Source organism: Bacillus cereus group sp. MG1, assembly GCF_040460035.1.
Taxonomy (GTDB): Bacteria; Bacillota; Bacilli; order Bacillales; family Bacillaceae_G; genus Bacillus_A; species Bacillus_A cereus.
Window position 1 is genome coordinate 19013 of sequence record NZ_JARVGY010000001.1, and the last position, 13193, is coordinate 32205.

Consider the following 13193-nt stretch of genomic DNA (forward strand, 5'->3'; position numbering starts at 1 on the left):
CGTATATTATCATAAGTAAACAAACGTGTATTCTGTTAAGTGACAAATAAAACTTGAGAAATATTTTGAAGAAGACACTTCTGCTAATTCGACGTAATTTTAGAAAAATAAAAATAACCTTAACGGCTACTTTTATTAATTAATAACAATTTAAATATGATAAAATATATCCATCGCTGATATGTCCAAACATGTAATTTCCATAGCAGCAAAATTACAACTAGGCTTATACAACATGATTCAAAACAAGATGAAGGAGTGTTTTAAGTGAAAGGACATATTCGAAAAAGAGGAAATAAATACTGTATCGTTATTGATATAGGTCCTGATCCAGAGACAGGAAAAAGAAGACAGAAGTGGTTTTCTGGGTATAAGACAAAAAAAGAAGCACAGGCTGATGTGGCAAAAAAGATTACGGAGTTGAATGAAGGGAATTTTGTGGAGCCGTCTAAGCTCACTTTAAAGGATTATTTGATTCAGTGGTTAGAAGTTAAAAAGATGAGTGTAGAAAAGAGTAGCCTTTCTAGATATCGGTCCAATATAAACAAACATATTATACCTACCATAGGCATGATTCCACTTCATAAATTAAATGTAATGCACATACAAAGGTGTTATCAATCTGCACTGAATAATGGCCTTGCAAACAACACTATACTCTTTCTGCATCGAACCCTAAAAGCAGCTATAAATCTAGCTGTAAAACAAAATATTATTTCTAAAAATCCAGCTACCTTTGCTGTGATACCGAAAAAAGAAAAAAGCTCCATCCAGACTTGGACAGAGGAAGAAGTAAAACAGTTTTTATTACATTCACAAGATTCACAATATCATATTGGATATCTTCTTGCAATAACTACAGGCATGCGTTTGGGAGAAGTTCTTGGGTTACGTTGGCAGGATGTTGATTTCAATAACCATACAGTTACAATTAACCAAACAGTAGGTCATGATAATTTAATTAAACAAAGTGCTAAAACTAATTCTTCAAAGCGTACAATCCCTATCCCTTTAGAAGTAATTGAAGAATTAAAAAAGTGCAAGCTACAAATAAATAAAGATAAATTACGAATCGGTCCAGCCTATCACGATTTAGATTTAATCATTTGTAACAAATTAGGGAAAGTCACAATAAGAACAACTTTTACTAGACACTTTTATAGGATAATTAAAAATGCTGGGATTAAAAAAATTAAATTTCATGATACAAGACATACACACGCAACCCTTTTATTAAAACAAGGGGTTCATCCAAAAGTTGTTAGTGAGCGTTTGGGGCATACTGATATCTCTTTAACTTTAAGGGTGTATTCTCATGTCTTACCGAATATGCAAGAAGACGCGGTTAAAACATTCGCAAAAAGTATATTTTGATACCAATGTTTGCAAAACGTTTGCAAACCCCTTTGAAAATGGTTAAAAACGTTGATTTAAAGGGGTTTGCAAGACAAATGTTTCAGAACAGTAAGATCTAATGCAATCTCTGTAAACCCTTGATTCCGAATCATCACTTGTCTCATTGCGTCAGCGCCGTATGTGAGTGGAAATACTTTCCCTAACATTTGTAGCCACTTATTCATAGATTCCATTGGAAACAATCCAGAAAAGAAGATTTGTGGCACAATAACAAGCGGTATAAATTGAATCATTTGAAATTCATTATTTGCGTATGCCGATAAAAACGTACCTAATGTTAGTGCAGTTAAAGAGAGCATACATGTAATAAGTAGCGTTAGCCATATGGAGCCAGCTACGTATAAATCTAAAATATAAACGGAAAAGCTTACGATAATAATGGATTGTATAAAGGCAAAGATTCCAAAACCAATAATATAACCTGCGACTATTTCCCATCTTCTTACTGGGGTGGATAATAACCTTTCTAGCGTACCACTTAAACGTTCTCTTACGAAAGATACACCTGATAATATAAATACAAAGAAAAATGTAAAGAAACCAATTAATACAGGACCAAGCCCATCAAACATCGTAAAGTCTTTAGAGCCATGTAAATAATTTACTTCAGGTTTCATAATCGATACATCATTCTTCTCTGTGCTTTTTTGCAATACTTGAAGTACAGCACGATTTTTTGACGAATCACTACCTTCCAACAGAAGTTTCATTTTTCCATTCTCTATTCGAAATACTGCATCTACCTTTTGTTTTTCCAACTCAGAAATCGCCTTTTCCTTACTGTATTCATAAATTGACGCTTCTTGATTTTTCATCACTTTTACTATTTGAGCGGGCATATCAACAACAGCAATTTGCGGTATATAGTCTTTCTGTGTAAACACTAGTGACAAAAGCCAAAGTAATAACATCGGCGCTCCAAACATCATTGCTAACGAACGCTTATCTCGAAAAAATTGACGAATAATACGTATAATTACACCAGTAACTCTCATGATGGCACCACCTCTTCTAGCAAAAAGACATCTTCAATCCGTCCAGATGAAACGCGTTTTTTCAATTCTTCAGTTGTTCCAACCGCAACTAGTTTCCCTTCTCTAATTAACCCTAGACGCTCACAAAATTCAGCTTCATCCATAATGTGCGTCGTTACAATAATCGTTGTGCCTTTCTTTTTAAGATCATAAAATTTTTCCCAAATCGTTTTTCTAAGAAGCGGATCTATCCCCACTGTAGGCTCATCTAAAATTAATATTTCTGGTTCGTGAAGGAGCGCTATTGCTAATGATAAGCGTTTTTTCATTCCGCCTGAAAATTGTTGTACTTGCTTTTTCATATACTGTGACAATTGTACAAGTTCAAAAACCTCTGCAATTCTTGTCTTTTTACGTTTTCCCTTTAGTCCATACATCGTTGCTATAAAATCTGCATTTTCATATGCTGACAATTCTTCGTATAATGCATCCGCCTGGGCCATATAACCAATTCTTTTCATTTCATTTAAATTAGGCATATTAGTATTATTAACAAGCACTTCACCTTTCGTTGCCTCATTAATACCTGCAATCATTTTAATGAGCGTTGTTTTCCCCGATCCAGAAGGTCCAACAAAACCAAAAATTTCTGCTTTTTCAACTTGCAATGAAAGATTGTGTAACACTTCTTTTTTTCCAAAACTTTTTGATACAGTCCGTAAAATAATGGAAGGTTGTTGCACATTTCATCCTCCTTTTCCAATAAAATGAGTGAGTACTCACTTTTATTTTACCCTTGCTTAATTATATGTCAAACTTCATTGATTAGTATGTATGTTTAATCAACGATATTAAACAATGAAACAGAGTCGACATTAGAATTTCATTTCCTAAAGTCGACTCTGTTTCATTTAAACTATAAATTTCACTTTACGTTTTTAAATTCATATACTTCCGAATTCTAGCAACATCTAAAGAATATTCAATAACTAATTGCTGTAACGGTAAAATAACTGTGTCAGGATATAAATGTGCATATTGTAATGTTTCTGCATATTTTTCTAACCTTTTTTCTAAATACTTTATTATTTGATCAGGATGACTTACTAATAAACATTTACAATAATAATGTATTTGTTCCTCAATCGCCGTGTATTCTTCAATTTCATATTCTTTATGCATGTGTACACCCCTTTAAGTTTTTTACATGAATTACTTATCACAATTTTCACTCGACAAATTTTAAGTTTTTTGATTATTTACACTATAACAAACAATCAGGGTCAAATTTTGTTACTTTATGTAACGTAGAAAATTTTTAACAAAATTGTAATGTTAACTCCTGCAAAATACATAAAATCTCTTTACTCACTTTTGTATAAAAAAATCGTACAGCTTAATTTAACTGCACGACTACAATCTCTGGCCTATTCAAAATTCTTTGCGGAATGATACTATTTCCTAATCCTCTACTCACTACCATTGATGTAACATGCCCGGTTCTGTTCTAATAGTATCATATAACATTAAAGCCGAAATTCCTAAGTTAAGGAAATTCGGCTTTTTGAGTTCGCATGAATATCTTAGTTTTAGTTCTATGTACCTTGCAGTTGTAGATCTTAGTACATACCAGTTGTCTATCTATATGTGATGAGTTTTTTATCTTTTTCAATAATCAACTATGTATAAAATATTTAACTTAATTAATCCCCTTAATGGATATCATGCTTTTTAAAGTTACCGCCTTGTACTTCCGCAACATCATATACAGTGACAAAGGCATTTTCATCAATTTCATGAATAAGTTCCTTCATTTTATTCTCTTCTAAACGACTGATAACACAGCTAACTTCTTTATAAGCTTCTTTCGAAAAGCCACCATACATTTCATTATAGATTGCATTTCTCCCAAGACGTTCCCAAATTGTATCTATCATTAATTTAGGTTCTTTTGTAACAATTTTAAATGTTTTAGAGCCACTTAATCCTACTTCAATAATATGAATTACTTTAGAAGCAATAAAGTACGCAATCGCTGATAAAATTCCACCCTGAAGACCGAATACTGTTGACACAAAAATAAATACGAACATATTTAAAAACAAGATAAGATCACTTGTGCCAAACGGTAATCTTCTAGACAACAATACCGCTAACATATCAATTCCATCTAACGCCCCACCATTACGAAGTGCCAATCCCATACCAAAGCCAATAATCACACCACCAACAACAGTAACTAGCAATGTATCTCCTTCAATAATTGTAGGCACATTATGCATAATCACAGTACCTATTGCAAGTGATACAATACCAATAACTGAATAAATTGCAAATCCTCTACCGATTTGTTTATAACCTAACCAAACAAATGGAATATTAATAAATCCAATTAAAAGACCTAATGGCAACCCAAATAACTGAGAACTAACGATACTTATACCTGTTACACCACCATCTGAGACATTATTAGGAATAAGTACAGCCTCTAATCCATACGCGGTTATAAATGCTCCAATAACAATTAAAATTGCTTGCGAGATTCTTTTTAATTTATTAACATTTTTAGTCCTTATACTTCCCATCTCAATTCCTCATTTCTCACATTTTTCTCTTTTTGTCATTTTATAATTACATCAGCTTCTTTAATCTTAGTGTTACACCCTACTATGTAACTTCTCTCAAACTATAACTTCCTATACTTAATCCGAAGGGTATACGGTATATGTATGGATTCTTATAACTACTAATCATGCGTTACCCTATTAAATACGTTATCCACTTTGCCATTTAAACACCATGAAATTATTGTTAATAGACCGCACACAGAAACTACTGGCTGTTCCACCTCCCAAGAGTTTAAATTATTTCCGTCCACTTACCTATCACACAGTATCAAAACCGTAGTTCATGAAATCAATTCCATAAACATACTGAGTGCTACTTTACAAGTCTCAAAATAGCACTAACTGACCAATATACTCATTCAGTCAATTATAATATACCTAAAACTAAAGTGAAATTCCATTAATTAATATTCTTTCTCTTTATTAAAACAAGATACATAATGTAGGATTGTTTAAGTTTTTTATAAAATAAGTAAGTTTTATAAACACTCTAGTTTTCAATGTTTTTATGATGTGAAAACTATTTAAATTACGCTTAATCGAGAGTAATTTATTCAATATATTCTTTCTTTTCACTCTTGTATTTTATCTTCATTCGTGTATTATATGATGCAAGAATCTTCACATAGAAGAAAACTTTTAACAACGAGGTGTATCATATGGAGACAAAAAATAATGTTACAATTGGTTCCTACGTACAATTTCCCTATCGTAATAACTCCACCTTACAATTAACAGGTTGTGTAGTTAATATCTTACAAAATACGATTGTAGTTGATATTGCTGAAATTGCTGAAACACATGCTATTGAAGAAACTAGGCAAGTTGTAAAACATGGTTATTATAAAGTGAAACTTTAATCAGCCCTCACCAATCGGGCTTTTACGGGCAGCAGGGCCCCACCTAACTTCTTTTCTTTCGTTGAATTTTGAGGTGGGGTCTTACTGCATGGCAAATAGCAAGATTAAAAGATGAAGTAAATCGGTAACATAAAAAAGACACTAGTACACACTAGGATCTTTTTTATAGCGTTGTTTTTATAGTATTTTAATTTACAGCCATCATACTAAAAAGAATCGCTTTCCAAGTTCTTATTTTTAATGATATTACATAAAGAATTGAGAGATTATTATCTAAGAGCCTTAACTATAACTTTAGTTGCCTCTGCAATGAGTTGATTATCATAGGTTGCCTCTTTCTCATCTTTACTAGATAAAATTACGATGATAATTGGTGCTCTATTTGGAGGCCAAACGATAGCAATATCATTTCTTGTCCCGTAACTACCAGCACCTGATTTATCTCCAACTACCCAGTCAGTTGGTACGCCTGCACGAATAAGTTTGTCCCCTGTAGCATTTCCTTTCATCCACTCTGTAAGAATTTTACGTTTTTCAGCTGGAAGTGCATTTCCGACCGTAAAAGCTTTAAGATTCATAGCAATAGCTTTCGCTGTACTAGTGTCACGAATGTCTCCTGGAATAGCTTCGTTTAATTCTGTTTCAAAGCGATCAGACATAGTAATCCGATCCCCCATATGCCTAAGCGCTTTTTCATATCCTTTAGGTCCGCCTATTTTATTAAATAAAATGTTCCCTGCAGTATTATCACTTGAACGAACAGCAGCCTCAGCAATTTCTCCTAGTTTCATTCCAGTATCTACATGTTTCTCTGTAACAGGTGAATAATCCACTAAGTCTTCTTTCGTAAATGTGATTACTTCATTTAATGTATCAATTGAGTTTTGCTGTAGTAATACTCCTGCTGCTAAAGCCTTGTAGGTTGATGCGAAGGCAAATCTTTCGTTAGATCGATAAGAGATTGTTTGATTTGTACCAGTATCAATCGCATATACACCTACTCGAGCATCAAATTTTTTCTCAAGTTGTGAGAACTCTTTATGCGTCGCCTGATTTTTATGTTTCACTTGTCCAGTCTTTTCTTTCGCTTCAACTTGCAGTGCCCCTCCTGTAAAAGCTTCTAGGCTTGTAATACTTAAACCTAATATACCAACGCATATTCCTATTTTTAGCATCCTCTTATTTTTCAAAATCATCATTCCTTCCAAATTTTTAGCACCTTTTTATACGTACACATAATAGACAATCACCGAACCAAATTTGTTCCACAAACTAAAAAAATTATAGCTAGTATGAGAGTTATTAACAAAATAAGAGATAGTAGCTACGACGCCTCTATCTCTTATTTCATATTTCATTTTTTTACTTATAAATGGCTTTATATGAACAGGGTCTCTTCCCTGAGAAAAGTACTCTAATTTTGCTTAGAACTACCTGTACTAGTAGCTTCACCATGTATACGTTGCTGTTTCAAATCAAAGTATACATCTAATACTTCCTTTCCAATTATAGAATTAATTCCATTTTTATCATCATGAAGCCATGGAACTACTACGGAAAATGCTACTTCTGGATTATCATATGGAGCATATCCAACTAACGTTAAGTTGTAACATTCCATACGTTCTCCTTTTGCATTTCTACCAATCGGGTCATCTCCACCATATACAGTTTGGGCTGTTCCTGTCTTTCCTGCTGGTTTATATGGCGCGTTTTTGAAATATTTCACGCCAGTTCCATCACCTTCTTGGAATACCCATCTAAACCCTTCTTTTATCCGATCAATATGTTCTTTCTTCATATCAATTCGATTTAATACGACAGGTTCTATGGAACGTATAACTTTGCCAACCTCTTCTTTTATTGATTGTTCTCGTATTTCTTGTACAATTTGAGGTTGCATTCTATAACCACCATTCGCAATCGTTGAAATATATTGCGCTAATTGCAACGGCGTATACGTATCATACTGACCGATAGAAAAATCTAGTAAAAACCCAGGTTGACTATCTACTTTTCTCGTTTGTCCAATTATTTCATTCGGTAAATCAATACCTGTTGGGACACCTAAACCAAATTGCTTGAAATAATAGCGCATCGTATCAAATGCTCCTTGTTTAATATCCAATGAGCCATTTGGTACGTAATTGACCCCCGCAATTTTTAAAGCTGTCTGGAACATGTATACATTCGAAGATACTTGTAAAGCCCGTAAATCATTAATATTACCAAATCCGGATACATTCCACGATTTCTTAGCTTGTGTACCTTTAAATTTCATCGGCGCGTCATAAAATTGATCTCCTGGATGTATTGCCCCTGTCTCATATCCAGTTAATAAAGTAGCACCTTTTACAGCTGACCCTAGCTCATACGAAGTTGTCATGTTTCCTAATGCCAAATCCTCAACCTCTATTTTCCCTTCTTTTTCTACAATCTTTTTGCCTGCCATTGATAAAATTTGTCCGTTATTTGGATTCGTCATGACAACAAAAGCTCGATCGAGCAGTGGCTCTGAACTCTTAAAAGCTCTCAAGTTTTTTTCTATACTTTCTTCCACTTTCTTTTGTAATTCCATATCAATCGTTAATGTTAAACTATTACCACTTTTTCCTTTAGAGATTATTTCTGTGCTAACAATGTTTCCTGATTTATCAGTAATATTTTTTACTTCTTCTTTTGTGCCGTGTAATACATCTTCATATCGTTGTTCAATATAACTTTTTCCAACACGATCATTACGGTTATATCCACGTACTAAATAAGAATCTAAATTTTCTTTCGGTAATCCTTCTTCACTACTCGTAATATTTCCTAATACAGAACGAAATAAATTATCGTTTACATAATTACGTTCCCAATCAACAGTTGCATCTACTCCTGGAAAATTCGCAAGATTTTCGCTTATCCGCGCATACTCTTCATCTGTTACATCTTTTTTAATGATTTGTGGTGTTAGTTGATAACCTGAACTCATTTTACTTTTAATAGCTAACACCTTTAAATCTTGTGCTGTTAATTCTGCTAATTCTACCTCTGTAACCCGACCTCGTCTTAAGTCTTCTATTTTTTTATCTAACTCTTTTCCCTCTATACCCTTTTCTTTAAACTTTTCTATATCTTTCTTAGTAATCTTTGTCTCCGCACGTTTCGAATTCAACTGCATCCAAAAATCTTTTTTATCGATATCTGTTAATTTATTTATATCTTGTTCAGGCATTTCAAGTACTTTCGCCAAGTCTTTTGCTGTTTTTAAAATATCTTCACTCGTAATTCCCTTCACCCTTGTATACGTAATTGTGCGAAGAGATTTATTATTAACAACTGTTTTCCCTTCTCGATCTAAAATTTGTCCACGTGGAACTGGAATACTAGTTATTGCATTTTGACTACTTTCCACTTGGTTCTTATAAGCCTCTCCCTCAACGATTTGTACCTTTCCTAGCTGCATAATAATAGCTGAGAATAGTACAAATATGCAAAGGAACATTATATTTAATCGAATAGATATATATGTCTTCTGCTTCTTGCCTTTTTGTTCTTTCATAAATCCTCCATTTAATCCTTTCAGAAATTGCTACAAATACTAAAAGCATTTCTTATATATTAGATACCGCTAATCGGTTATAAATATCGCCTCAATTTTTTGCTTAATCCTTGTAAGCATCCATTCTTTTTCGTTTAGCTACGGCATTAATAACTCTCCCTTCTTGTTTTCTCTCTATTTTTTTGCCGCTTGCATTAGAAGTGCTAAACTGTATAATGACTCTTATTAAACTTACATATAGACTTGCTAGTAAATTTTCATGCTAATTATTCCTTTCTTCATGCTTTAATACTTAATAGACAACCTAAACAATAAAGTTGTTCCACATTTACAAAAAAAATAATTAAATATAAGATGAAATAGGCTACATAAGGGAGGGTTATATGTTACATACAAAAAGATGGAGATTTTTTGCGGTTCTTTCTATTGTAGGTTTGATTTTACTAATTTTATTAAAAATCAACTTCATTTCAATTACTATCGCAACTTCTTCAGCTGAAAGAGGAAAGATTTTTGATCAAAATGGTGTAATACTAGCTACAAATAAGAAAGTTAAGTCTCTATATTGCACTTCTAATGATGAAAAGCTATCGAAACAAGATACATCGAACACATTAGCTTTTTTTAATCAATTTTCAAGCGAGTTTCAACATGATATTTCTACAGAGAACATAAAATCTCAATTACAACAATCTTGTAAAAAGCAGACTATGAATGATATACCGTTATACTCTCATATAACTGAGAATGAACTTGCATTCATAAACAAAAACAAACCCAATAATGTAATAATTAAAGATGAATGGATTCGATATTATCCTAAACACGAAATTGGTTCACAAGTAATTGGGTATGTAGAAAATGACCTTAATTCAAAGCATATGGCTGTTGGAAAAAGCGGGATTGAGCTGCAATATGAAAATGATTTAAAAGGAAAACCAGGTAAAACTCTTATTTTTAAATTGAATAATAAAAAGTTCTTATGGGACATTCAAAAAGTACAAATAGGTAAAGATGTACGGCTAGCTTTAGACTCTGAGTTGCAGCAAAAAGCAGAAGAAGCATTAAGATCTCAAATTAAGAAAATACCTGATGCTAAAGCTGGTTATGCTGTAGTAAGCGATGCAAAAACTGGCGCAATTTTAACTATGGCCAACACGGCAGTTTTTGATCCAAATATATTAAATACACGTGTATCTTCTAGAAAAGAAAACATTAACTCTCTTTCGCAAAATAAAGCAATTCAAAAATTAAAGTATGGTGAATCTTATGTAAATATGGCTTCTACTATAAAACCACTCACTATTTTAATTGGATTAAACGAAAAGCTTTTCCAACCCGAAGATACTTATTTAGATAAAGGTACTTTTCAGTATGATAATCAAAATAACATTACGAATGCGCCTGGAACACCAACAGGGGAGATTACACCGAGGCAGGCTATCATTAATTCATCTAACACATTTATGACAGCAAAAGTAGCTCTGCCCCTATTCAACCAAAATAATGGGAATATAGAAAAAGTGGCACATATATGGACAGATTATTTAATGCAATTCGGCCTACGTTCTAAAACCGGGATTGATTTACCCTTTGAAGAAGACGGACAATATGAATTCCATCCATCTAATAAGTTTGAAAATGGAATCTCCGCTTTATTAAACGCCTCTTGGGGAGGAAATGAAGTGCATACCCCTCTTCAACTCGCTCAATATGCAGCAACTTTGGCAAGTAAAGGTGATAAATATAAACCTCAAACTGTAAGTGCAATTATTAGTCCGGACGGTAAGGAAACAAAAAAGTTTAAACCAATTTTAGAAAGTTCAAATCGTTACCCGATGAACTTTTGGAGTGTCGTGCAAGGTGGAATGAGTCAAAATATAGAGGAAATTAAAAAGTTGCCCTTTGACGTCGCAGGTAAAACAGGTATTACAGGTTTTCCGAATGAGCAAGAAAGAATGATAAATCATTCTCTTTTCATTGCATATGCTCCTACTGAAGATCCACAAATTGCCGTTTCTGTCGTTATTCCTGGTAGTAATTCAGAAAAAAACATTGCCGCTCTCGTTACATCAGAAATTTTAGAGTACTGGAATACTCTTCAAAAAGAGAATAAAAACAAAGAGGAAGGTTCATTAAAGTGAACCTTCCTCTTTTACCATATAGAATCTATATTTATTATTTTCCATGTTCCTTCATTATTCTTTTCGAACATAAATGAATATTTAATATCAGTTAAAACGTACTCTTTCTGTACATATCCAGTATTACCGTTAATTGTCGAAATTTTTATATATCCATCATTTTGCACTTTTTCTGGAATCCAAGCTTTTACCATTTCATTAGATATTTCATATAAAACTTGTGATTCTCTCTTTGGTTCAGCTAAAATTTTCGTTTTATTTCCAGTAACAGTTGCATATATAAAATGCGCTTGGTTTGGTTGGTTACTTTCTGTCAATCCACTTGGTACTTTATATACTTGCTTTGTATCTTTTGCAAACTCTCCTCCCATTGTAAGGGCGACTTGCAACTCATGAAAGATATCTTCATCAAACTTCAGTTCATCCTTCCTATAACTCTTTCCTTTAAATAGAACTTCATCATTTAACGCTTTGTACAAGTTATTTTCATTTTTTGAGTTCGTACTTTGATATAGTTCATTCATAAATTGTTTTAATGATGGATCTTGAGCAGACTCATCTTTTGTTTTAGGCTTAATTTGAGTACTACTTTGTACCGGCGATTTATTATCATCAAGCCAAGGTTGTTGAACAATGAAAAATAACATTGTACAAACCAAAACAACTACAATAGGTAATGCTTTTTTACGAAATGGTCTTTTATGTTTTACAAAATCCACTTCATTATTTTCATATATAGACTGCTTTATTTTAGAAATAAATTCTTCTTCATCTTTACGATTCTCCATTGGCCCTTTTTTTATTTTTCTATACCAGTCAGGATTTTGTTTATTGTTCATCACTACTACCCTCCCCTATTAATTTTGAAACCTTACTTCTCGCTCTACTTAATCTCGATTTTACAGTTCCAATGGATACTCCTAATGTTTCAGCCATTTCTTCATAAGATAATTCATATTTTGCGTCCAATATAATTATTTCACGGTGCTTTTTAGGTAGTTCTAATACAACCTTCCACACATCATTCATTTCTTCTTGCTTAAAAAATTCTTGTTCTGCTGACAGGGATTGCTTATCGTCACTAAAAAATCCTATTAAAGATATCCTTTTAAAATAAGAGGATTTCAAATAGTTTATTGCCGTATTTCTTGTGATTTTTAATATCCACGTTTTAATAGATGACTCCTTTCGAAATGAATTCCAATTTTTAAACACCTTTATAAATACATCTTGCGTGATATCATCTGATAAGTGTGGATCTTTCGTAATAATAAATGAATAATTCCATACATCTTGCCAATAGTCTTTTATAACATAGTCCAGCTCATCATGATTACACTTTTCAATAAACGTCTGTTCCATTTCCACACCTCAAACTTATTTGAATAAACATAAAAACTGCCCTCACTTTTATTATGGTTTCAATATATAGACAAGATACAAGTTTCATTTGTTCCATTGTTTATCTTTTTCAAGCAGAATAATACTACTAAAAAACAAGTAAAGCATACAATGATAAAATTCTACTCATGAAAATCTGTTTTTTGAATTTAACGTAACACTCCACTTGTCCATTTCAATTTGCTATCTCCTTCTATTTGCCATTAACAATGTCAACTTTTCTA

11 protein-coding genes and 1 pseudogene are annotated in these 13193 nt (G+C 32.8%); 3 read left to right on the forward strand and 9 right to left on the reverse strand.

Annotation, left to right across the window (positions count from 1 at the left end):
- Positions 1-267: 267 nt before the first annotated feature.
- Complete coding sequence (locus QCI79_RS00175) at positions 268-1374, forward strand: site-specific integrase (protein ID WP_021729725.1); 1107 nt, start codon at positions 268-270, stop codon at positions 1372-1374.
- Positions 1375-1430: 56 nt separating this feature from the next.
- Here the strand turns inward: QCI79_RS00175 and QCI79_RS00180 are convergent, their stop codons facing one another.
- The 5 genes and pseudogenes from QCI79_RS00180 to QCI79_RS00200 all read right to left on the reverse strand — a co-directional run bounded on the left by QCI79_RS00180 (position 1431) and on the right by QCI79_RS00200 (position 4975).
- Complete coding sequence (locus QCI79_RS00180; RefSeq protein ID WP_021729726.1) at positions 1431-2411, reverse strand: ABC transporter permease; 981 nt, start codon at positions 2409-2411, stop codon at positions 1431-1433.
- The gene (locus QCI79_RS00185; RefSeq protein WP_001187071.1) at positions 2408-3133 is read right to left on the reverse strand and encodes an ABC transporter ATP-binding protein; all 726 of its coding nucleotides are present in this window, start codon (positions 3131-3133) and stop codon (positions 2408-2410) included. Before QCI79_RS00185 ends, QCI79_RS00180 begins: the two co-directional genes overlap by 4 nt.
- 187 nt (positions 3134-3320) lie before the next feature.
- Positions 3321-3572: a hypothetical protein gene (locus QCI79_RS00190; protein WP_000548621.1), complete on the reverse strand. Its 252-nt coding sequence runs from the start codon at positions 3570-3572 to the stop codon at positions 3321-3323.
- A 214-nt stretch (positions 3573-3786) separates the two neighbouring features.
- Positions 3787-3879, reverse strand: a pseudogene (locus tag QCI79_RS00195) (phosphoesterase); the annotation flags it as partial.
- A gap of 223 nt (positions 3880-4102) precedes the next feature.
- A complete protein-coding gene (locus QCI79_RS00200; protein WP_000534865.1) occupies positions 4103-4975 on the reverse strand; it encodes a YitT family protein in 873 nt (290 codons plus the stop codon).
- Between the two features lie 701 nt (positions 4976-5676).
- Here QCI79_RS00200 and QCI79_RS00205 point away from each other — a divergent pair.
- Entirely contained in the window at positions 5677-5877 is a 201-nt protein-coding gene (locus QCI79_RS00205) for a DUF2187 family protein (RefSeq protein ID WP_000448567.1), read from the forward strand.
- Between the two features lie 269 nt (positions 5878-6146).
- Here the strand turns inward: QCI79_RS00205 and bla are convergent, their stop codons facing one another.
- The gene (gene bla / locus QCI79_RS00210; protein WP_002101021.1) at positions 6147-7073 is read right to left on the reverse strand and encodes a class A beta-lactamase Bla1; all 927 of its coding nucleotides are present in this window, start codon (positions 7071-7073) and stop codon (positions 6147-6149) included.
- A gap of 218 nt (positions 7074-7291) precedes the next feature.
- Positions 7292-9424 (reverse strand): peptidoglycan D,D-transpeptidase FtsI family protein, encoded by a 2133-nt coding sequence (locus QCI79_RS00215; RefSeq protein ID WP_000662988.1) that lies wholly within the window; start codon positions 9422-9424, stop codon positions 7292-7294.
- Between the two features lie 383 nt (positions 9425-9807).
- Here QCI79_RS00215 and QCI79_RS00220 point away from each other — a divergent pair, with 383 nt between their 5' ends.
- Positions 9808-11568, forward strand: a complete 1761-nt coding sequence (locus tag QCI79_RS00220; RefSeq protein WP_000903340.1) for a peptidoglycan D,D-transpeptidase FtsI family protein — start codon at positions 9808-9810, stop codon at positions 11566-11568.
- A gap of 11 nt (positions 11569-11579) precedes the next feature.
- On the opposite strand, the gene QCI79_RS00225 is transcribed toward QCI79_RS00220, so the two are convergent.
- Both QCI79_RS00225 and QCI79_RS00230 read right to left on the reverse strand, forming a co-directional pair.
- The gene (locus QCI79_RS00225) at positions 11580-12407 is read right to left on the reverse strand and encodes an SH3 domain-containing protein (RefSeq protein ID WP_001060763.1); all 828 of its coding nucleotides are present in this window, start codon (positions 12405-12407) and stop codon (positions 11580-11582) included.
- Positions 12397-12930, reverse strand: coding sequence for an RNA polymerase sigma factor (locus QCI79_RS00230; protein ID WP_000438327.1), 534 nt, complete (start codon positions 12928-12930; stop codon positions 12397-12399). Before QCI79_RS00230 ends, QCI79_RS00225 begins: the two co-directional genes overlap by 11 nt.
- Positions 12931-13193: the final 263 nt, after the last annotated feature.

Bases quoted from the DNA above. Each gene is read 5' to 3' on its own strand.
- QCI79_RS00200 (WP_000534865.1), bottom strand. From the start codon at position 4,975: ATGGGAAGTATAAGGACTAAAAATGTTAATAAATTAAAAAGAATCTCG.
- QCI79_RS00215 (WP_000662988.1), bottom strand. From the start codon at position 9,424: ATGAAAGAACAAAAAGGCAAGAAGCAGAAGACATATATATCTATTCGA.
- QCI79_RS00230 (WP_000438327.1), bottom strand. From the start codon at position 12,930: ATGGAACAGACGTTTATTGAAAAGTGTAATCATGATGAGCTGGACTAT.
- QCI79_RS00190 (WP_000548621.1), bottom strand. From the start codon at position 3,572: ATGCATAAAGAATATGAAATTGAAGAATACACGGCGATTGAGGAACAA.
- bla (WP_002101021.1), bottom strand. From the start codon at position 7,073: ATGATTTTGAAAAATAAGAGGATGCTAAAAATAGGAATATGCGTTGGT.
- QCI79_RS00205 (WP_000448567.1), top strand. From the start codon at position 5,677: ATGGAGACAAAAAATAATGTTACAATTGGTTCCTACGTACAATTTCCC.
- QCI79_RS00225 (WP_001060763.1), bottom strand. From the start codon at position 12,407: ATGAACAATAAACAAAATCCTGACTGGTATAGAAAAATAAAAAAAGGG.
- QCI79_RS00220 (WP_000903340.1), top strand. From the start codon at position 9,808: ATGTTACATACAAAAAGATGGAGATTTTTTGCGGTTCTTTCTATTGTA.
- QCI79_RS00180 (WP_021729726.1), bottom strand. From the start codon at position 2,411: ATGAGAGTTACTGGTGTAATTATACGTATTATTCGTCAATTTTTTCGA.